Origin of the sequence: Laribacter hongkongensis DSM 14985 (assembly GCF_000423285.1) — a bacterium.
In the GTDB taxonomy this organism is placed as follows: Bacteria; Pseudomonadota; Gammaproteobacteria; order Burkholderiales; family Aquaspirillaceae; genus Laribacter; species Laribacter hongkongensis.
This window is the reverse complement of the sequence record NZ_AUHR01000005.1, coordinates 102129-123307: the sequence shown is the minus strand read 5'-3', so window position 1 is coordinate 123307 and position 21179 is coordinate 102129. Positions and strand designations below refer to the sequence as shown.

The 21179-nt window shown below is 60.6% G+C and carries 12 protein-coding genes, 3 tRNA genes and 1 pseudogene; 11 read left to right on the top strand and 5 right to left on the bottom strand.

Annotated elements, in window-relative coordinates:
• The first annotated feature begins 364 nt into the window (after positions 1 to 364).
• The 3 genes from G542_RS0106365 to G542_RS17905 all read left to right on the top strand — a co-directional run bounded on the left by G542_RS0106365 (position 365) and on the right by G542_RS17905 (position 6857).
• Positions 365 to 2620, top strand: coding sequence for an arginine/lysine/ornithine decarboxylase (locus G542_RS0106365; RefSeq protein ID WP_027823686.1), 2256 nt, complete (start codon positions 365 to 367; stop codon positions 2618 to 2620).
• Positions 2621 to 2976: 356 nt separating this feature from the next.
• Positions 2977 to 3975 carry a substrate-binding domain-containing protein gene (locus G542_RS0106360; protein WP_051189947.1) on the top strand — a complete coding sequence of 333 codons (999 nt, stop codon included), beginning with the start codon at positions 2977 to 2979 and terminating at the stop codon, positions 3973 to 3975.
• Positions 3972 to 6857 (top strand): bifunctional diguanylate cyclase/phosphodiesterase, encoded by a 2886-nt coding sequence (locus G542_RS17905; protein WP_081666764.1) that lies wholly within the window; start codon positions 3972 to 3974, stop codon positions 6855 to 6857. Before G542_RS0106360 ends, G542_RS17905 begins: the two co-directional genes overlap by 4 nt.
• Positions 6858 to 6949: 92 nt before the next feature.
• On the opposite strand, the pseudogene G542_RS16155 reads toward G542_RS17905, so the two are convergent.
• A pseudogene (locus G542_RS16155) lies at positions 6950 to 7558 on the bottom strand (LysE family translocator).
• A 499-nt stretch (positions 7559 to 8057) separates the two neighbouring features.
• Here G542_RS16155 and G542_RS0106345 point away from each other — a divergent pair.
• From G542_RS0106345 to torD, 5 genes are all read left to right on the top strand, one after another.
• Entirely contained in the window at positions 8058 to 9197 is a 1140-nt protein-coding gene (locus tag G542_RS0106345; RefSeq protein WP_027823683.1) for a porin, read from the top strand.
• 467 nt (positions 9198 to 9664) lie between these two features.
• A complete protein-coding gene (locus G542_RS16150) occupies positions 9665 to 9826 on the top strand; it encodes a periplasmic nitrate reductase, NapE protein (RefSeq protein WP_101929056.1) in 162 nt (53 codons plus the stop codon).
• A 27-nt stretch (positions 9827 to 9853) separates the two neighbouring features.
• Entirely contained in the window at positions 9854 to 11035 is a 1182-nt protein-coding gene (gene torC / locus G542_RS0106335) for a pentaheme c-type cytochrome TorC (protein WP_027823682.1), read from the top strand.
• 10 nt (positions 11036 to 11045) lie between these two features.
• A complete protein-coding gene (gene torA / locus G542_RS0106330; RefSeq protein WP_027823681.1) occupies positions 11046 to 13556 on the top strand; it encodes a trimethylamine-N-oxide reductase TorA in 2511 nt (836 codons plus the stop codon).
• On the top strand, positions 13553 to 14188 hold the full coding sequence (gene torD, locus G542_RS16145) for a molecular chaperone TorD (protein WP_051189946.1): 636 nt from the start codon (positions 13553 to 13555) through the stop codon (positions 14186 to 14188). Before torA ends, torD begins: the two co-directional genes overlap by 4 nt.
• Positions 14189 to 14702: 514 nt before the next feature.
• On the opposite strand, the gene G542_RS0106320 is transcribed toward torD, so the two are convergent.
• The 3 genes from G542_RS0106320 to G542_RS0106310 all read right to left on the bottom strand — a co-directional run bounded on the left by G542_RS0106320 (position 14703) and on the right by G542_RS0106310 (position 14988).
• Positions 14703 to 14778: transfer RNA gene (locus G542_RS0106320), tRNA-His, on the bottom strand.
• A gap of 39 nt (positions 14779 to 14817) precedes the next feature.
• Positions 14818 to 14894: transfer RNA gene (locus G542_RS0106315), tRNA-Arg, on the bottom strand.
• A gap of 16 nt (positions 14895 to 14910) precedes the next feature.
• Positions 14911 to 14988: transfer RNA gene (locus tag G542_RS0106310), tRNA-Pro, on the bottom strand.
• 116 nt (positions 14989 to 15104) lie between these two features.
• Here G542_RS0106310 and folD point away from each other — a divergent pair.
• From folD to G542_RS16140, 3 genes are all read left to right on the top strand, one after another.
• On the top strand, positions 15105 to 15956 hold the full coding sequence (gene folD, locus G542_RS0106305) for a bifunctional methylenetetrahydrofolate dehydrogenase/methenyltetrahydrofolate cyclohydrolase FolD (protein WP_012696501.1): 852 nt from the start codon (positions 15105 to 15107) through the stop codon (positions 15954 to 15956).
• An 81-nt stretch (positions 15957 to 16037) separates the two neighbouring features.
• On the top strand, positions 16038 to 16898 hold the full coding sequence (gene purU / locus G542_RS0106300; protein WP_027823680.1) for a formyltetrahydrofolate deformylase: 861 nt from the start codon (positions 16038 to 16040) through the stop codon (positions 16896 to 16898).
• Positions 16899 to 16906: 8 nt separating this feature from the next.
• A complete protein-coding gene (locus G542_RS16140) occupies positions 16907 to 17464 on the top strand; it encodes a hypothetical protein (protein ID WP_155826622.1) in 558 nt (185 codons plus the stop codon).
• Here the strand turns inward: G542_RS16140 and G542_RS16135 are convergent.
• Positions 17456 to 21010 (bottom strand): response regulator, encoded by a 3555-nt coding sequence (locus G542_RS16135; RefSeq protein ID WP_162142339.1) that lies wholly within the window; start codon positions 21008 to 21010, stop codon positions 17456 to 17458. The genes G542_RS16140 and G542_RS16135 overlap by 9 nt on opposite strands.
• Between the last annotated feature and the right edge of the window lie 169 nt (positions 21011 to 21179).

Below are 21179 nucleotides of genomic sequence, written 5' to 3'. Positions count from 1 at the left end.
AAGCCTCCGTGAATCGACATGGGCATAGCCCCGATGGGCATGGAGGGCAGAAATCGGAGGAAAACCCGCCGGGCTGTGCCCGCACGGAAAAACTTCACAAAAAAATGGCCGGATACGGCACAAAAGTGCGCAATTTCCCTGGCAAGCGATGACGTTAGGATTACAATCACGCCCGCCCGCATGGCACAGGTTCCCGGCCGTCCGGCCAGGGCTTTCCGGCCCCATGCGCCAGGGCGCGCGGCACTGCGCCGGTCCCGTTCTGGCAGAAGGCACCCTCTGCGACTTTTCCCTGGACTTCCACTACACAAAAACTGCCTCAAGGCCGGCACGCCCCATCGCAGAACAGCCCATGAAGGATTCATGCATGCGCTTTCGCTTTCCCATCGTCATCATTGACGAGGACTTCCGCTCCGAAAACACCAGCGGCTCCGGCATCCGCGAGCTCGCCTCCGCCATCGAGGGGCATGGCATGGAAGTCATCGGCTACACCAGCTATGGCGATCTGACTGCTTTCGCCCAGCAACAAAGCCGGGCGGCCGGTTTCATCCTGTCGATCGATGACGAAGAATTCCACACTGCGGACAGTACCGACGCCGCCTTGGGCAAACTGTACGGTTTCGTGGCCGAAATCCGCCGCCGCAACCCGGACATCCCGGTGTACCTGTACGGCGAAACGCGCACCGCACGCCACATCCCCAACGACATCCTGCGCGAGCTGCACGGCTTCATCCACATGCACGAGGACACGCCGGATTTCGTCGCCCGCCACATCATCCGCGAGACCAAGTCCTACCTCGACACGCTGGCACCGCCGTTCTTCCGCGCGCTGGTCGATTACGCCAACGACGGCTCCTACTCGTGGCACTGCCCTGGACACTCGGGGGGCGTGGCATTCCTCAAGAGCCCGGTCGGCCAGATGTTCCACCAGTTTTTCGGTGAAAACATGCTGCGCGCCGACGTGTGCAATGCGGTGGACGAACTGGGCCAGCTGCTGGACCACACCGGCCCGGTGGCGGCCAGCGAGCGCAACGCCGCGCGCATTTTCAGCTGCGATCACCTGTTCTTCGTCACCAACGGCACCTCGACCAGCAACAAGATCGTCTGGCACAGCACCGTGGCCGCCGGCGACATCGTGCTGGTCGACCGCAACTGCCACAAATCGAACCTGCACGCGATCATGATGACCGGCGCGATTCCGGTGTTCCTGATGCCGACGCGCAACCACTACGGCATCATCGGCCCGATTCCGAAGAGCGAGTTCTCGCTGGAGAATATCCGCCGCAAGATCCTGGCCAACCCGTTCGCCCGTGAGGCACTGGCAAAGAATCCTGACGCCAAGCCGCGCATCCTGACGCTGACGCAGTCGACCTACGACGGCATCCTTTACAACGTCGAAGAGATCAAGGGCCTGCTCGACGGCGAAGTCGACACCCTGCACTTTGACGAAGCCTGGCTGCCGCACGCCAGCTTCCACGACTTCTACGGCGACTTCCACGCCATCGGTGAAGACCGTCCGCGCTGCAAGGAGTCGATGATTTTCTCGACCCAGTCGACCCACAAGCTGCTGGCCGGCCTGTCGCAGGCGTCGCAGATCCTGGTACAGGATCCGGAAAACCGGCAGCTGGATGTGCCGTCCTTCAACGAGGCGTACCTGATGCACACCTCGACCAGCCCGCAGTACGCCATCATCGCCAGCTGCGACGTCGCCGCCGCGATGATGGAGCAACCCGGCGGGCAGGCGCTGGTTGAAGAATCACTGGTCGAGGCACTGGATTTCCGCCGTGCCATGCGCAAGGTGGACGATGAATACGGCCGTGACTGGTGGTTCCGCGTCTGGGGCCCGGAAGAGCTGTCCGACGACGGTATCTGCGACCCGGCCGACTGGCAGCTCAAGCCCGAAGACCGCTGGCACGGTTTTGCCGGCATCGAGGAAGGCTTCAACCTGCTCGACCCGATCAAGGCCACCCTGCTGACTCCGGGGCTGGACGTGGACGGCAGCTTTGAAGAAATGGGCATTCCGGCCGCCATCGTCACCAAATACCTGACCGAACACGGTGTGGTGGTGGAAAAGACCGGCCTCTACAGCTTCTTCATCATGTTCACCATCGGCATCACCAAGGGCCGCTGGAACACGCTGATCTCGCTGTTGCAGCAGTTCAAGGACGATTTCGACAAGAACCAGCCGATGTGGCGGATCATGCCCGAGTTCGTTGCCCGGCATCCGCAGTACGAGCGGGTCGGCCTGCGCGACCTGTGCCAGAAGATCCACCAGCTCTATGCACGCCACGACATCGCCCGCCTGACGACCGAGATTTACCTGTCGGAAATGGAACCGGCCATGAAACCGTCGGAGGCCTTTGCCAAAACGGCACACCGCGAAATCGAGCGCGTGCCGGTGGACGAGCTGCTGGGCCGTGTGACTGCCGTGCTGCTGACGCCGTATCCGCCGGGTATTCCACTCCTGATCCCGGGCGAGCGCTTCAACCGCACCATCGTCGACTACCTGAAGTTCGTGCAGGATTTCAACCGCGAGCTGCCGGGCTTTGAAACCGACGTGCACGGTCTGGTCGCCACCGAGCGTGACGGACGCAAGGTGTACTGCGTCGACTGCGTGTACTGACCCTCCCCGTCCCGCCCCGGCAGACATCCGTCAGGCCGGGCGGGACGGACAAGCATCAAGGCGGCAATCCGGCTTGCGGGCCGGTGCCTGCCGGCACTTCCCGCTTTCACGATGCATCCCGGTCCGGTTTGCATCTGCCTGACCCGCTGCCGGTTCACTGCTTCTTGCCGGTGTCTTGCTCCTGCATTCAGACACCATCAATCCCGAATACATGAACAGTATCCGTCAGCCAATAGACGCTTGATAAAGATCAAGCACACTTCATGAATAAATTCGCAAATGCCGGTTTTGACTCGGGCATAATTCCTGGCTAATCCGTTACACCATTCAAATCGTTTATTCCAACGAGGCGCTCAATGAATACACTGGCACGCTTCGCCATTACGCTGCTTGTATTGCTGGGCCTCGGTGGATGCCAGGATGAAAACCGGCCCAGGATTGAAGCCGTGACAACGGCTTCTGCTGCCAGCCCTGAATCCGGCAAGGCAACCGGTAATCTCCCCAGAATTGCACTGGTGATGAAATCGCTGTCCAACCCTTATTTTATCGAGATGGAAAAGGGTGCCAGACAGGCCCAGACAGAAAACCGTGCCGAATTGTTCGTCAAGGCAGTCGGGCTGGAAACTTCCATAGACCAGCAAATCCAGTTTATTGACGATATCATCAACAACAAATCAGCAGATGCCATAATCATTGTCCCGACTGATTCCAGCCGGTTGGCACCGGTTATTGCCCGTGCCCATAAAGCCGGCATTCACATCATCAATCTCGATACCCGCCTGGATGCCGATGCACTGGCCCAGGAAGGCATTGACCCGTTGCCATTCATCGGCGTCGACAACCATCGTGCGGCATACAAGGCTGCCGCCCATCTGGCAGCCAGCCTGCCGACCAAATCCGAAGTCGCCATCATTGAGGGCAATTCCAATGCCATCAATGCCTTGCGCCGCAGCGAAGGCGCCCGCCAGGCTCTGGAAGCAGCCGGAATGCGGCTGGTAGCCAGCCAGAGTTCGTGGACCATCGAGCAAGCCTATGAAATCACCGGCAACCTGCTGAAGCAGAACCCTGAGCTGCGCGGTATTTACTGCATCAGCGACCTGATTGCACTGGGGGTGATCCGCTACCTGGCTGACCACGGCATCCGCCAGGTCAAGGTTGCCGGTTTTGACGGCATTGCCCAGGCCCGTGCCGCACTGGCCAGCAACCAGATGGTGGCCACGGTCGACCAGCGCCCGGCCGAACAGGGTTATCTCAGCGTCAAGGCAGCACTGGACGCCATTGCCGGCAAACCGGTCACCGGACAGATCAAGGTGGAAACCGAACTGTTGACCCGCACCAGCGTGCGGCAGCCATGAAGTTCAAGGCCAACATTTCACTCAAGCTGGCAGGATTCCTGCTGGCCATTTGCATTCCACCGTTCCTGCTGTACCAGATCCTGACGTTCAGCATCGTGCGGGACACCATGGTGGAAATGGCCTCCAAAAACAGCATGAACCTGCTGATCGACCAGGAGGTCTACCTCTCGCAACAGCTCGACCATATCGAAGACCTGTTGCGCAACATCAGCGCCATCGAGGAAATCAAGCAGGCCATCCGGCGTGCCGAGGCCAGCGGCACGCCACTGAGGTCAGCGCAATCCGACCCCATCAGCACGATTGACCAGATTTCCACCCAGACCCGCATCAGCACCATCCTGAGCGGTTACAGCAGCCTGAACGGACTGGTGTCGCTCGACATTTTTTCGGCTGGCGGCCAGCACTACCACGTAGGCGACACCCTCAGCAGCCGTTACGTCAACACCACCCAGCTCAACCAGCTGATCCGCGAATCACGCCAGGCGGGCAGCAACATCTACTGGCACGGCATACGCAGCAACATCAACAATTCGTCAGACCAGCACCAGGTCATCGTGGCCAGCAAGCCCCTGTGGGATACGCTCCAGACAATGGACACAGGAACACCGCGGCGGCTGGGTACGCTGCTGGTCAACTATGAACCGACCGCGCTGTACCGCCATCTCGACCGGCTGGAAATGGGACGGGGTTCCCGGCTGCTGGTGGTGGACCGTGCCCGCCGCCTGCTCTACCACCCCGATGCCACACTGATCGGCCAGCCCATTGCCCCCAGCCTGGGACAACTGCTGACCGGCGAAGCCGGATCGCTGACCGTCGATCTGGCCGGCCAGCCCACGCTGCTCAACTACCGGAGATTGCCGGCCCAGAACTGGTACATCATCAGCACCGTTCCCCGTGACGAACTGCTGGCTCCCCTGCGGCACATCACCCAGACCGGGACAGCCCTGCTGGCAGGGATCCTAGTCCTGCTGGTCTGGCCGTCACGGCTGTTCGACCGCCGCATCATCCAGCCCATCCGCGCCCTGTCGGACGGATTCCGCGATTTCCAGGCCAAACGGCTTGCACCTGACTGGCGCATGCCGCCGATGAAATCACTGAGCGAAATCAGCGAGCTGACCGGCTGGTTCAACACTTTCCTCGACAGCATGGAAAACCAGCGCCAGGCCGAAGCCGACCTGCGGGTGGCGGCCACAGCCTTCGAAGCGCAGGAAGGCATGGTCATCACCGATACCGACACCCGCATCGTGCGGGTCAACTATGCCTTCAGCAACATCTCCGGCTACAGCGCCCGTGAAGTGCTGGGCAAGCCGATCCGGATGCTCAAGTCCGGCCAGCACGATGCGGCCTTTTACCAGAGCATGTGGCAATCGATCCAGGACAACGACAACTGGCACGGCGAAGTCTGGAACCAGCGCCGCAACGGGGAAATCTACCCCTGCTGGCTCACCATTACCGTGGTGCGGGACCCGCAGGGCACCATCACCAACTACGTCGGTACCATCATCGACATCACCCAGCGCAAGCAGGCCGAAGAGGAAATCGAACGGCTGGCCTACTATGACCCGCTGACCCACCTGCCCAACCGCCGCCTGTTGCTGGACCGCCTGCGGCAAGCCTGTGTTGCTTCGGGCCAGAACCAGCAGGTCGGTGCCCTGCTGTTCATCGACATGGACAATTTCAAGTTCCTGAACGACACCCAGGGGCACGACAAGGGCGACCAGCTCCTGCAACAGGTCGCCAGCCGCCTGCGCAACCAGGTACGTGAAACCGACACGGTCTCCCGTCTGGGCGGCGACGAATTCGTGGTCATGCTCGAAGGCCTGGGAGCCGACATCGCCGATGCCGCCACCTATGCCCGCAGCATCGGCGACAAGGTACTGGCCAGCCTGCAAGCGCCTTACGAGCTGGGCAGCTATGTCCATCACTGCACCTCCAGCATGGGTGTCACCCTATTCCGCGGCCGGGACAACAGCGTCGAGGAAATCCTCAAACAGGCCGATCTGGCGATGTACGAAGCCAAGGCCGCCGGCCGCAACACCCTGCGCTTTTTCGACCAGACCATGCAAAAGGCCGTGGATGAACGTGCCGACCTGGAAGGCCACCTGCACCAGGCCATCGAACGCCAGCAACTGGAGCTGCATTACCAGATCCAGGTGGACGACGACGGTCAGGTACTGGGAGCCGAAGCCCTGCTGCGCTGGCACCATCCGCAACACGGCATGATGAGCCCGGCCGTGTTCATCCCGGTAGCCGAGCAGTCCGACCTGATCGTGCGCTTCGGCAACTGGGTACTGGAAACCGCCTGCCGGCGTCTGGTGCAATGGGCCGCCGATCCGGCCCTGGCCCGGCTGACTCTGGCTGTCAATGTCAGTGCCCGCCAGTTCCGTCAGCCGGAATTTGTCGGGCACGTCCTGCGCATCCTGGAAAACACCCGGGCTCCGGTCAGCCGCCTGAAACTGGAACTGACCGAAAGCCTGCTGATCGGCGACATACACGACACCATCAGCAAGATGAACACCCTCAAGGCACACGGCATCGGATTTTCGCTGGACGACTTCGGCACCGGCTATTCGTCGCTGAACTACCTGCGCCGCCTGCCGCTGGACCAGCTCAAGATCGACCGCTCCTTTGTCAGCGACGTAGCCCAGGAACCGGTGGATGCTGCCATCGTGCGCACCATCCTCGCACTGGCCAACACCATGGGACTGGCCGTCATTGCCGAAGGCGTGGAAACCGAGGCCCAGCGCACGTTCCTGACCCGCCTTGGCTGCCACGCCTATCAGGGCTATCTCTTTGGCCGGCCGCTGCCCGAAGACGAGTTTCTCGCACTGGTGCGCCTCTGGCAGGCAGAACGCGCCGGCATGACTCCCTCTCACGCCTGACCCGGCAGGACGGCGGCACCGTCATGCATCCGGCCATCGCTCCGGCGACCGGGTGCATCCACCGGGAAAACTGCCGTGGACAGTCAAGCGCCCTATTGCCGGGCACCGGCCAGCGCTACGCCGAATCCGACAAACACGGATCCCCCCAGGCGCCGGACCCAGCGTCCGCCACGCTCCGATGCCAGCCACAGGCGTGCCCGTCCGGCCCCCAGGGCGTAGACGGTATGGATCAACAGCACCAGTACGCCGTAACTCGCCACCAGCAGGCAGAACTGCCAGCGGTAATCAGCCGCCGGATCAATGAACTGCGGCAGGATCGACAGGAAAAAAATGATCACTTTGGGATTGGTCAGCTGAAGTGACATGCCCTCGACAAACCGCCTGCGGAAACTGGCCTGGTGCAAGGCAAGTTAGTGGAACACGAACGGTGGTGTCCGCAACCTGATCCCGAGATAAACCAGATAGGCAGCGCCCAGCAGTTTGAGCAAGGTAAAGCCCACGGCCGAAGTTGCCAGCAGCACACCCAGACTGGTTGATGCCAGCAACGCCACCAGCAATGCGCCGCATGCCACGCCCAGAATGCCGCCGAACGTGCTGCGCAAGCCGTATCGCATGGCGTTGGTCAGGGTCATCAGGACACCCGGCCCCGGTGTCAGGACTGTCAGTCCGGCCAGCAGCAAAAACAGCGGATACAGCTTCATGGCTTTTCCCGTCACATGCGCATCGATGGACGTGAAGATACGTCTTCCGTGAATGACAAAGGCAAAATCATTGGTGTCGGTTTGTCATGGCAACGACCACTCCGGCAGCCGGACAGAGGGACGGCAGAACCATGTGTGCATCATTCCGATGAATCACAACACCACACTAAAATGCCAAACACATAAACATCACATCCGTCAACCGAAACAAAGAATCCCATATAGAAAATGCCATTAAAGAATTCAAGCTTTTATGGCATAGGCCAGAAGAATATTCAGTTTTTCTGTTGCTAATTAGCAACATATGGTCAATGTAAATTTACCCTTTAAAAACATTGCATTAGATTTTTATTATGTTTATTGAATAAATACAACCCGTCTGTCAATGACTTACAATTGCTTCAGGCAAGTCACTTTCCATATTGTTCGTCCTATCGATACGGAGCCGTAGTCGATGCCGGACTAGCCGGCTTTCAGTAAAAACTTAAGGATGAGCAAAATGAAAAAGATCATCGCTGTTGCAATCGCCGCACTGCCGATGGCCGCCATGGCCGACGTGGAAATCTATGGTCAGCTGGAAGGTTCTATCGAAGCCGGCAACACCTTTGGCTACGGTGACGTGTTCAACACCAACACCCGCGTTGATGACACCGGTTCCAAGATCGGTTTCAAGGGTAGTGAAGACCTCGGCAACGGTCTGAAAGCCATCTGGCAAGTTGAGTCGTACCTGAGCATCGACGGCACCACCATGAACGGTGGCGATGACCGTGCCAACAAGTTTGCCGGTCGCGACAGCTTTGTCGGTCTGCAAGGCAACTGGGGTAAGGTACGCTTGGGCCGCCTGAGCACCTACCAGAACGACAGCATGGAACGCTTTGACCCGTGGACCTACGGTACTGGCGTGAACGGCATGAGCTACACCTCGGCCAACCTGCTGGACGGCCGCATCGACAATGCCGTGCGTTACGACACCCCGAACCTGAACGGCTTCAAGGCCAGCGTCCTGTACGGTACTGACGAAAACCGTTACACCACCGCAAGCGGCGAACGCAGCAACAGCAGCGTGTGGAACATCGGCGCCGGCTACGAATACGCTGGCTACTATGTTGACGCCGGCTACACCTACTGGGGTGATGCCAACGGGGGCAATACCGACGGAGCCGGTGGTGACAAGAGCGCCAACTACTGGCGTCTGGAAGGTGGCTACGCTGCCAACAACCTGCTGGTTGCCTTGGCCTACGGTCAGTCCAAAACCTACGGCTCCACCCTGTTCGGCTCGGTCATGAGCCAAGCAGGCATCCAGAACGTCTCCGCAGACCAGTATGGCTCCATCAACGCTGGTGACAAGGTCCAAGCCAAGGAAATGGCCCTGACCGTGGCTTACACCATGGGCAACTTCACTCCGCGCTTCTCGTATGCTCGCGTGTTCGACATCAACGTGACCCGCGGTGACGTGAAGAGAGACTACGCCAACAACAGCATCGACCAGTTCGTGCTGGGTGTTGACTATGCCCTGTCCAAGCGCACCATGGCCTACGCCTCCTACGGTTACGTCAGCCATGATGCAACCTACGTTTCGGGCACCGACACGAAGGACAACGAAAACACCTTCGCTCTGGGCCTCGTTCACAAGTTCTGATCGAACTTCTGACGTAGCTTGAGAAAGGCGGCTTCGGCCGCCTTTTTTCATTTCCTGCCCTGGGGTGCAGGATGCCAACCACAGCCCTGACCCCAGCCTCCTGAATCCCCCCCTTCAGGCGCAAGCCATCCCTTGCAAACAGCAATGATTTGTTCGGCATTACCCATTCCCTCGTTCATTCAATATGCGCAACTTGTCTTCCTTTACACGGGAAAACCAAATCAGGATCAGCACTATCCTGCCTGGGTTTACGTGAATGACAAACATTGCACCAAATAAATGACAAAAGAATTTAATACCCAATATTAATTACATTGACAATAAAAATAACAAAAAATATTCTGATTGACTGGAATCAATTAAAACAATCTTAAGCGTGGCTTCATTCACTCATAAAGTTGAAAATTTCAACATCCGTGCAGATGTTTGTCATGGAGATGAAATTTCATGCTGGTGGGAGCCGCGTCATGACTCGAGATCAAAAAGAACCTCGCACAGCAAGCGATATAAAAAAGCTGCTGGTTATTGCATTTGTCATTTTGCCGATATGCATGGTTGGAGGCACGGCTGCATATGGCTTCGTTGTATGGGGCCTGCAAATGCTCTGGCTCGGATTACCGGGCGCTTAGCATTGATTCCATGATCGGGAGCACAAAATGATAAAGCACATCAAAAGCCTGATAGCCTGGTTTGGCACGCCTTCCAGAAAAATAGGCCTGGGCATTCTGGTAACCACGGGCTTTGTCGCCGGCATTGTTGCCTGGCAGGCATTCAGCAAAGCCATGGAAGTCACCAACAGCGAAGCCTTTTGTACCGGCTGCCATACCATGCAGCAAAACCTGACCGAGCTGAAAGGCACGGTCCACTGGACCAACCGCACGGGTGTCCGGGCCAAGTGCGCCGACTGCCACGTCCCGCATGACTTTACCGACAAGATGGCCCGCAAGATGAAGGCCAGCGTCGAAGTCTGGTCGCACCTGACCGGCAAGATCAGCACCCCGGAATCCTTTGAAAGCAACCGCCTGCGCCTGGCACAAAACGAATGGCTGCGCTTCCGTGCCAATGGCTCGAAAGAATGCCGGACCTGCCACGACTACAGCACCATGGATTTCAACAAGATGCGCGAAACGTCGAAGCAGGCCATGCTCGGTGCCGCCCAGCGCAACCAGAGCTGCATGGACTGTCACAAGGGCATTGCCCACCATCTGCCGGACATGAGCAACAGCCATAACCCGGCACTGGACGCGCTGATCCAGCAGGCCAGCGGCGCCAGCCCCGAAACCGGCAAAGTGTACTTCAGCGTGATGGCAACACCTTTCTATCTCGACCAGGGACTGACCCAGGCTGCCGGCAAGCTCGAAGTGGCTGCCCCGGTGAAGATCCTCAAGCAGGAAGGCAATGCCGTGCAGGTCGAACTGGCCGCCTGGCGCAAGACCAAGGGCTTGGGCCGGGTCTGGTACAGCCACTTCGGCAAGAACATCACCGTGGCCGTGCTGGAAAAAGAAGTGGCCCAGAATGCCGAATTGATCAAGGCCTCTGCCGGCAAGGAAGACCCGAATACCGGTCTGCTCTGGCAGGAAGCCCGCATGGTCGGCTGGATGAAGAAAGGCGAACTGCTGAACAGCATCGACCCGATCTGGTCCATGGCCAAGGACAGCTACCAGACCAGTTGCAGCGTCTGCCACAAACAGCCTGTCGTCACGCACTTTGATGCCAATACCTGGCCTGGCCTGTTTGGCGGCATGGTCGGCTTTACCAGCATGGACAAAGACACGCGGACCGTCGTACTCAAATACCTGCAAAACCATTCTTCTGATTTTGCCAAGGGCAACCATTAAGGAGCCAGCCATGAACCCGATCGGACGTCGTGATTTTTTAAAAGGGTTGTCGGTGGCTTCGGCAGTCGCCCTGATGGGACCGGGCTGGCTCCTGTCCCGCGAAAGCCAGGCAGCCACGGCCGCCGGCACCGGTACAGGCGCAGCTGCCGCCACGGCCGGGCCGGAATGGAAACTGACCGGCTCGCACTGGGGCGCCATCCGCGCACGTGTCAGCGGCGGCAAGGTGGTCGAGGTCAAGCCCTTTGAGTTTGACAAGCACCCGACGGAAATGATCAACGGCATCATCGGCCTGATCTACAGCCCGTCGCGCACCCGCTACCCTATGGTGCGGCTGGACTGGCTCAAGAAGCGCGAAAAGAGCGATACCACGCAGCGTGGCGACAACCGCTTTGTCCGCGTGACCTGGGATCAGGCTCTCGACCTCTTCTACGGCGAACTGGAACGCATCCAGAAACAGCACGGTCCATGGGCTCTGCATACCGGGCTGGTCGGCTGGCGCCAGACCGGGCAGTTCCACAGCTGCGGCAACCACATGCTGCGGGCCATCGGCATGCACGGCCTGTCGGTTTCCACCTCCGGCGACTATTCCACCGGCGCAGGCCAGGTCATCCTGCCTTACGTGCTGGGCTCGACCGAGGTGTATTCACAAGGCACGTCATGGGAAATCATCCTCAAGAACAGCAACACGGTCATCTTCTGGGCCAGTGACCCGGTCAAGAACCTCCAGGTCGGCTGGAACTGCGAAACCCACGAGGCCTACGACTACCTCGCCCAGCTCAAGAGCAAGATCGCAGCCCGCCAGATCAAGGTCATCAGCATTGATCCGGTCAAGAGCAAGACCCAGAACTATCTGGGTTGCGAGCGCCAGTACGTCAACCCGATGACCGACGTGCCCCTGATGCTGGCACTGGCTCATGTGCTGTACACCGAAAAGCTGTACGACAAGAAGTTCGTCGACACCTATACGCTCGGATTTGAAAAATTCCTGCCCTATCTCCTGGGCCAGGGCGCCGACAAGACGGCCAAAACCCCCGAATGGGCGGAAAAGATCTGCGGCGTACCGGCCGGGCGCATCCGCGAACTGGCCCGGCTGATGGCCAAGGGCCGCACCCAGCTGATCTTCGGCTGGGCCATCCAGCGCCAGCAGCATGGCGAACAGCCCTACTGGATGGGCGCCGTACTGGCCGCCATGCTGGGCCAGATCGGCCTGCCGGGCGGCGGCGTGAGCTATGCCCACCACTACAGCTCGATCGGCGTACCGTCATCCGGCGCAGCCATGCCCGGCGCCTTCCCGCTCAACCTCGATCCGGGCAAGACGCCGAAATACCCCAACGGCAACTACAAGGGTTACAGCCCGGTGATTCCGTGCGCCCGCGTGATCGATGCCCTGCTGGAACCCAGCAAGGTCATCAACGCCAACGGCAACAAGGTGAAGCTGCCCCCCTACAAGATGGTGGTGCACTGCGGTGGCAACCAATGGCACCGGCAGCAGGACCGCAACAAGATGAAAGCGGCCTACCGCAAGCTGGAAACCGTGGTCTGCGTCGATTACACCTGGACCGCCACCTGCCGTTTCTCCGACATCGTGCTGCCGGCCTGCACCCAGTTCGAGCGCAACGATATCGACGCCTACGGCTCGTACAGCGGTCGCGGTGTCATCGCCATGCAAAAACTGGTCGATCCGCTGTTCCACTCGCGGCCCGACTTTGAAATCTTCCGTGACCTTACCCGCCGTTTCGGGCGTGACAAGGAGTACTGCCGCGGCATGGAAGAAATGCAGTGGCTGGAAACCCTCTACGAAGCCTGCCGCAAGGAAAACGCCAGGAAATTCCCCATGCCGCCGTTCGGCGAGTTCTGGAAAAAAGGCTACGTCCTGTTTCCCGCCGGCCAGCCGACCGTCCGGCATGCCGAATTCCGTGAAGATGCCGAGCTGAATGCCCTGGGAACGCCATCGGGCTTTATTGAAATCTTCAGCCGCAAAATCGCCAACTACGGCTATGCCGACTGCCCGGGACACCCGGTCTGGATGGAAAAACAGGAACGCTCGCACGGCGGTCCCAGATCCGACCGCTACCCGCTGTGGATGCAGTCGGTCCACCCGGACAAACGCCTGCACTCGCAGATGTGCGATTCCGAACCGATGCGCCAGACCTACGCCGTCAAGGGACGCGAGCCGCTGTACATGAGCCCGCAGGACGCCAGGGCACGCGGCATCCGGAACGGTGATCTGGTACGGATTTTCAACGATCGTGGCCAGGCCATCGTCGGTGCGGTGGTTTCCGATGATTTCCCGTCTGGCGTGGTCCGCCTGCAAGAAGGTGCCTGGTATGGCCCGACCGGCCCGGAAATCGGCGCACTGGATACCTACGGCGACCCGAACACCATGACGGCAGACATCCCCAGCTCCAGCCTGGCGCAGGCTGTCAGTGCCAATACCTGCCTCGTGCAGGTGGAAAAATTCAAGGGCAAGGTGCCGGAAGTCACGGCGTTCGGTGGCCCCACCGAGGTTACCGCACCATGACCCACGCAGCGATGGCAGCCACAGGGCAACCGTCGCACCAGGACGTGCCGCTCGCCCGCGAGCGGGCGGCACTCTATGCCTGGTTTGCCACGGTATACGCCGAAGAAATGCCGGAGGACCGACTGGCCGGCTGGCTGGGGCACGGAGCGGATCCCCTGTTGCAGGCACTGGCCGACGGCGGCATGGAGCGCGAAGTGCAAGCAGTCCGCCACAGCCTGCAAGCCATGGCCGGCATACCTGACATACAGCTGGAACTCGCCGCGGATTACGCCCAGTGCTTTTTGCTGGACGCCAGAAGCAGTGCCCCGCTGTATGCCTCGTGCTACCAGCCCGGAACGACCCCACGCCTGTTTGGTGCTACCGCCGATCGCCTGGCGGCCTACATGGCCAGCCACGACCTGCGGACGGACCCCGACTGCCGGGAGCCAATGGATCATCTGGCCATGGAGCTTGAGCTGTTGTCCTGGATGATCCTGAACGATCCTCCCGCAGCACAAGCAATGCAGCAAGACCTGCTGGACTGGCTGCCGGCCTTCAACGAACGGTGCCAGAGCATTTCCGACCGCTTCGGCTTCTACCCGGCCATTACGGCCTTGCTGTTGCAGGTTGTGCTCAACGACCACGACGAATAAGCGGCAGGTTTTTCTGCTGGTATTCCCGCATGCAGGAATACCGCTTCACCAGCAGCCCGGGAATACCCGGGCTGTACGTATGTCCAGTACCGGAATCCACTCCGGTGACGGGCATGCCCATGCCATTTGGCTTTGGCCTGCCCCGCCGACCGGATCAGTACCTGGTGTTTTCCCTGACGCGGAGGAGCGGCAAATGGAGATGCAGGTTACCGGCATGAGCTGTAAGCAGCTTGAAGGTTTTCATCCGACTGCCCCGAGCCAGCCCAAACATGGAGAGAGCCAGCGACCGGATCGGTGCACCAGTCTGGCCAGCTGGCTCGCAGCGTTCACCAGCAAATACCTCGCATCAGGAAACAAATCAGGTACCAGACAAGGAAATTGAGTGATGCTGGTGCAGTGCCAAATATCCCGTAAAAAAGGGACGAAAACCGTGCAGCGTTACGCACAGTAGCTACACGGTTCAGAAAAGCAAAAAGGCCAGCTTGTGAAAGCTGGCCTAACTGCTTGAATCTATTGGGGTGGATGATGGGACTCGAACCCACGACAACCGGAATCACAATCCGGGACTCTACCAACTGAGCTACATCCACCACTGGTCAAACTGTTTCTCGCTAAGGCATCCAGAACTCTGGCGCGCCCGACAGGATTCGAACCTGTGACCCTCGGCTTAGAAGGCCGATGCTCTATCCAACTGAGCTACGGGCGCACGGTTCGTGTCTGCCTGGTCGGGGTGGTGGGATTCGAACTCACGACCCCCTGATCCCAAATCAGGTGCGCTAACCAGGCTGCGCTACACCCCGCCGAACGAGAGGTCGCCACTATATCCATCGACCTTTACCCTGTCAACACCCTCTGTAAAAGTTTTTACAAAAATGCGAAAATCGCGCTTTCTTCTGTTTGCACTGGAACCAAGCGCATGACTGCTCAACTGATTGATGGAAAAACCATTTCCGCCGCCCTGCTCGACCGTGTGGCCGCAGGTGTCAAGGCCCGCACCGAAGCCGGCAAGCGGGCGCCTGCGCTGGCAGTCATTCTGGTCGGCAACAATCCGGCTTCTGAGGTTTATGTCCGCAACAAGAAAAAAGGCTGCGAAAAAGCCGGTATCCAGTCGCTGGCATACGACCTGCCCGAGTCCACCTCCGAGGCCGACCTGCTGGCACTGGTTGATGAACTGAACGCCCGCAGCGACGTGGACGGCATTCTGGTGCAACTGCCGCTGCCGAGGCACATCAATCCGGAAACCGTGATCGAACGCATCAATCCGAAAAAGGACGTTGACGGCTTCCACCCGTACAACATGGGTCGTCTGGCCGTCAAAATGCCGCTGCTGCGCCCCTGCACGCCGCGCGGGGTCATGATCATGCTGGAACATGCCGGCATCAGCGTGGAAGGCAAGCACGCCGTGGTGATCGGCCAGTCGAACATCGTCGGCCGTCCGATGGCTCTGGAGCTCTTGATGGAACGCGCCACGGTCACCATCTGCCACAGCCGCACCCGCGACCTGCCCGAAGAGGTCAAGCGCGCCGACATCATCGTGGCTGCCGTAGGCATCCCGCGCTTCGTCAAGGGCGACTGGGTCAAGCCGGGTGCCGTGGTCATCGACGTGGGCATCAACCGCCTCGAAGACGGCAAGCTGTGTGGCGACGTGGATTTCGACGCAGCCAAAGAGCACGCCAGCTGGATCACTCCGGTCCCGGGCGGAGTCGGCCTGATGACTGTCGCCACCCTGCTGGCCAACACGCTCGACGCCGCCAACCTGCACGCGTAAGCTCGCCCCCTTGTCATTTTGCCTTCACGCACGAGCCGCTCCATGCGGCTCGTGCGCCTTACTTCAGATCTGGTTTCAAACATGAGCAACCGCCAATCCGCCACCCTGCTGATGAGCTGCCCGGACAAAAAGGGTCTGGTCGCCGCCATCGCCAACTTCCTGATGACCTACAACGCCAACATCCTGCACGCCGACCAGCATCAGGACGAGGTGGAAAACCTGTTCCTCATGCGGGTTGAATGGGACCTCGACGGCTTTACCCTGCCGATGGAAAGCTTCTCTGCCGCATTCCAGCCCATCGCCGACGAGCACCAGATGAGCTGGCATGTTTCGCTGTCCAGCCGCAAACCGCGCATGGCGATCTTCGTCTCAAAGTACGAACACTGCCTGGTCGACCTGCTGCACCGCTGGCGCATCGGCGAACTGGCCTGCGACATCCCGCTGGTGATCTCCAACCACGAAGACTGCCGCCGCATCGTCGAATTCAACGGTATCCCCTTCCATGTCATTCCGGTCACCCGCGACAACAAGGCCGAAGCCGAAGCCGAACAGTTCCGGCTGCTGGAAGAGGCAGGCGTGGATTTCATGGTGCTGGCACGCTACATGCAGGTGCTGTCGGGCGAGTTCGTCAAACGCTACCCGAACCGCGTCATCAACATCCACCACAGCTTCCTGCCGGCATTCGACGGTGCCAAGCCCTATCACCGCGCCTTCGCCCGTGGCGTCAAGCTGATCGGCGCAACCAGCCACTATGTCACCGAAGACCTCGACGAAGGTCCGATCATCGAACAGGAAGTCACCCGCATCTCGCACCGCGACAGCGTCGAAGACCTGGTCGAGCGCGGACGCGACCTGGAAAAGGTCGTCCTCTCGCGTGCAGTGCGCTGGCACGTCGACAACCGGGTCCTGTCCTATAGCAACAAGACGGTTGTCTTCGACTGATGCAGGCCATGATTGACGACGCACTGGACCTCGCACGCCTGCGGGTCCGGCCACTGGAAGCCTATCAGTATCCCCTGTGGCAAACCGCCCTGCTGATCACCCTGCTGGGTGTTATCGCGGCGGCGGCCGGCGATGGCTGGATCCAGGGGGACTGGTCAGCCCGTGTGGGCTTCTTTGTCGCCGTCAGCTGGCTGGAAACCGGCCTCCTGGCCGTTTTCATGACAGGATGGCTGCGCCACGCCGGCTGGCAGGCCCCGCACTCGCTGCTGGGATTGGTAGCACTCGCCAATGCCCCGCAATTGCTCGAACCACTGGCCAGCTGGTTGCCGGCCGACATCGGCAACGGCGTGGTGTTTGCCCTGTCGGTCTGGAGCCTGCTGATCCTGCTGCACGCCCTGGTGCTGCTCAGCGGCATGACGCGCCTGCGCGTGGCCTGTGGCCTGCTGGTCTTTGCCCCGCTGGCCATCATTGCCGTGTCCCTGCTGGTCAACCTGGGCCTGTCAGCCGGCCTGCTGACCCTGCCTCCGGAACTGGCTGCCGAAATGGCCCGCAACGCCTCAAACTGACAGCGGATCATTCAGCAGGCCCGCATGGCCAAATCCAGCCAGCAGCTGGCTGACAGCAGCATCAATGGCCTCCAGCAACCTGTCCGCCCCTTCAAGCGAAGGGGACTGGCGCCCGAGCATTTCGGCCTGCCGGGCCAGATCCGTGGCCCGGACAGCGGCAAAACTGGCCACTTCTCCCTTGAGCTGGTGGGCAATCCGTGAAAATGCGTCCGCCTGCTTCTGGGCCAGCGCAGCCTGCAAGGCAGCACGCCGGCCGGGCCAGCCTGCAACAAACAGCTGCACCAGTTCGGCCAGCAGTTCACGGTCTCCGGCCAGCCGCGCCAGGGCCGTCTGGCAGTCAAACCCGCCCGTCACCAAAGCCGCCCGGCCCGCTGCCGGTTCGGACGGCAGCCAGACCCGGTGCATTTCGGCTGCCAGTTCATCCAGCATGATGGGTTTGGGAACGTAGCCGTCCATGCCGGCTTCGAGACAGCGCTCCCGGTCTCCGCGCATGGCATGGGCAGTCATTGCAATGATGGGCTGGCGGCGACTCCCTCCCAGCTCCAGCGCCCGGATGGCAGAGGTAGCCTCAAAGCCGTCCATGAACGGCATCTGCACGTCCATCATGATCATGTCGAACTGCTCGCGCCCGTACCAGTCGACCGCCTCCTGCCCGTTGGAAGCCAGGGTTACGCCATGCCCGAGCTTTTCCAGCAACCGGCTGGCAAGCCGCTGGTTGACCGGATTGTCTTCGACCAGCAACACCCGCAACGGCGGCAGGGCCGGCAGGGACGCAGCCGGACCGGTCCGGTCAAGCGATCCCTTCATCAGGTCGCCACCGCTCTGGTGCAAGGTATCCAGCATGGCCCTCAACAGCCGGCTGGCCTCGACCGGTTTTTGCAGGCAGTGCACCACGCCCTGAAGCCGCAGCTCGCCCTGCATGGCCGGGTCCCACTGCGACGTCAGCATGATGCAGGCAATGTCGCGCCAGGCGGCCTGATGCTGCATGTGCCGCATCAGTTCCATCCCGCTCATTTGCGGCATTTCACCGTCAATCAGCGCCAGTTGCGGCAATTCACCGCGCAACTGGGCTCCGTGCAGGTATTGCAGGGCGGACATTCCGCCCTCTGTCACGACCGGACGGGCACCGAACTGCCGCAGGGTGTCATACATCAGCCGCCGGTTGGTAGGATGGTCATCGACCACCAGCACCGGCACGCCATACAGGGCAGAAACCGGCAGGTTGTTCTGGTCCGGCAGGATGTCGCCCGGCGGCAGCGGCACGGCAAAATGGAAGCATGAGCCAAGCCCGGCCTCGCTTTCCACCTGTAGCGTGCCGCCCATCATGCCGACCAGCCGGCTGGAAATCGTCAGCCCCAGTCCGGTACCGCCGTAACGGCGCGAGATCGAACTGTCGGCCTGGGAAAACGACTCGAATACCTGCGCCAGCCCTTCCCGGCTGATGCCGATGCCGGTATCACGTACCGAAAAACGCAGCAGGCCGTCAGCCTGTTCACGAACCTGCAACTCCACCTCGCCCACTTCTGTGAACTTGACGGCGTTGCCGAGCAGGTTGCCGAGCACCTGTCGCAACCGGGTGGCGTCGGCATGCCGGCTGTCGGCCAGCGACGGGGGGATGTCGCACAGGATTTCCAGCCCTTTTTCACCGGCCTTGAGCGCCAGCGGCTGCAAGGTATCGCGCACGAGTTCGCGCAGGCTGAAATCGGTTGCTGACAACTCAAGCTTGCCCGCCTCGATCTTGGAGAAATCCAGGATGTCATTGATGACGGTCAGCAGCAGCTGGGCGGATGAATCCACCATGTCGAGATATTCGCGCTGCTCTTCGGACAGCTCGGTGGCAAGGCACAACCGGGTCATGCCCAGGATGCCGTTCATCGGCGTGCGGATTTCATGGCTCATGTTGGCCAAGAAGTCGCTTTTGGCCCGGCTGGCTTCCTCTGCTGCCTCCTTGGCAGACAGGATGGCAGCCTCGCTGGCCTTGCGGGCCTCGATGTCGGCCAGCGTACCGATCATGCGCAAGGCCCGGCCGCTGGCCTGGCGCGTTACCACCCGTCCGCACACCCGTACCCAGCGGTATTGCCCGGACTGGTCGCGGATGCGGATTTCACTGTCGAAAACCGGTGTCTGCCGCTTGAGGTGCTGCACCAGCGCCGCCCGGCTGTGCGGCAGGTCGGCCGGATGCACGAGATCAAACCAGTCGCGGCGGGCGCCAGCATCGACCGGATGCGGCTGCCCGGTCGTCCGGTACAGCAGTTCGCTGCCGTACATGTCGCCATTCACCAGGTCCCAGTCCCAGAGGCCAAGGCTGGCGCTTTCCACCGCCAGCTTGAAACGTTCCTCCGACAGCCGCAGGGCGGCTTCCAGTGCCTTGTATTCGCTGATGTCGGCATGAAGGCTGACCATGCCGCCATCGCGGGTACGTGAGCTGTCGACCTGCAACCAGCCCCGGACAAACAGCTCGATCTGTCCTTTGCAGCCATCCCGGTATTGCGCCAGCTTGTACTGGCGGAATGCTTCTTCGCTCATGCCCATTGCCTGCGGTCCGCCCAGGCTGACCTGGGCCTGCAGGAACGACTCCAGGGTTGTTCCCGGACGCAGGTGCGCCGTCCAGTCCGGATAGAGTTCGAACAGTTTGCGGTTACACAACACCAGCCGGTCCTCGGCATCGAACATCAGCAGGCCGGCATCCAGGCTGTCGACGGCATCGGCCAGCTGACCCCGGGTACGGTCCAGCTCTGCTTCTGCCAGACGGGTTTCGGTCACATCGGTCAGCGTACCGACACAACCACTGACCAGGCAGTCACTGCCGTGCATGGGCCGCAGGTGGACCGACAGCCAGCGCAGGCTGCCGTCGGCGGCAATGCAGCGGACGTCGAAGCGGCAGACCTCCACGGCGCCGGCAATGAGGTCGGCAAACCGGATTTGCGCCTGCACCTGGTCAGCCGGATGCCAGCGGGCCAGCCAGCTGTGCCCGAGACTGAGTGCGGCCGGATAACCACTGACGGTTTCCCAGGCGGGGTTAAGGAACTGCCAGTATCCATGGCTGTCGATCCGGCAGACCACTTCCGACAGGCTGTCGATGACTTCGCGGTAGGAATGCTCGGCCGCCACCAGCTGGCTGCGGGTATCGTCAAGCGTGTTTACCAGCCGGGACAGCAGCAAGGCAACGTCGTCCAGCGTGCCGCCTTCTTCGGTTTGCGCCCCCAGCCCCAGCTGGCGCGACAGCTGCCGGGCACTTTCAAACAGGGAAGCAATGGCGCGCTGCTGCCTGACCATGTCGTCCTGGACCTGGCAATGGAACTGCGGCGGGGTATCCAGCATATGGACCGGACAAGAGGCATAACCAGTGTCGGCACACACGACCGGAATGAAAGGCCGGCAGCTTTCGCCTACCAGCCCGGCAAACCCGTACAGATAGGCCGCCAGTTCGGGGTCGTCCAGGCCATCCGCCTTTTGCCGGAGCAGTGCTACCAGTGCCGCAGGCTCAACCGGCTCCGGTCGTTTCAGTACCCGCGCCAGCTGTCTGGCCAGAATAACGTCTTTCATCAGCATCCCCGGAATGATGAGCGACCGCGACAGAGCGGCAGCCATCCCTGTGCACGACGCCAAAGTGAACCCTTCATAAACTCTATGTCATAAAGCGACAAATGCCAGATGCCAAGCGCCAGATTTGCCGCAACGCAGCAAACGCGGCAGCACCGGACGGGTGTGCTAC

Excerpts from the sequence above, each read along its gene's own strand:
- G542_RS0106365 (WP_027823686.1), top strand. The coding sequence starts at position 365 with ATGCGCTTTCGCTTTCCCATCGTCATCATTGACGAGGACTTCCGCTCC.
- G542_RS0106360 (WP_051189947.1), top strand. The coding sequence starts at position 2,977 with ATGAATACACTGGCACGCTTCGCCATTACGCTGCTTGTATTGCTGGGC.
- G542_RS17905 (WP_081666764.1), top strand. The coding sequence starts at position 3,972 with ATGAAGTTCAAGGCCAACATTTCACTCAAGCTGGCAGGATTCCTGCTG.
- G542_RS0106345 (WP_027823683.1), top strand. The coding sequence starts at position 8,058 with ATGAAAAAGATCATCGCTGTTGCAATCGCCGCACTGCCGATGGCCGCC.
- G542_RS16150 (WP_101929056.1), top strand. The coding sequence starts at position 9,665 with ATGACTCGAGATCAAAAAGAACCTCGCACAGCAAGCGATATAAAAAAG.
- torC (WP_027823682.1), top strand. The coding sequence starts at position 9,854 with ATGATAAAGCACATCAAAAGCCTGATAGCCTGGTTTGGCACGCCTTCC.
- torA (WP_027823681.1), top strand. The coding sequence starts at position 11,046 with ATGAACCCGATCGGACGTCGTGATTTTTTAAAAGGGTTGTCGGTGGCT.
- torD (WP_051189946.1), top strand. The coding sequence starts at position 13,553 with ATGACCCACGCAGCGATGGCAGCCACAGGGCAACCGTCGCACCAGGAC.
- folD (WP_012696501.1), top strand. The coding sequence starts at position 15,105 with ATGACTGCTCAACTGATTGATGGAAAAACCATTTCCGCCGCCCTGCTC.
- purU (WP_027823680.1), top strand. The coding sequence starts at position 16,038 with ATGAGCAACCGCCAATCCGCCACCCTGCTGATGAGCTGCCCGGACAAA.
- G542_RS16140 (WP_155826622.1), top strand. The coding sequence starts at position 16,907 with ATGATTGACGACGCACTGGACCTCGCACGCCTGCGGGTCCGGCCACTG.
- G542_RS16135 (WP_162142339.1), bottom strand. The coding sequence starts at position 21,010 with ATGAAAGACGTTATTCTGGCCAGACAGCTGGCGCGGGTACTGAAACGA.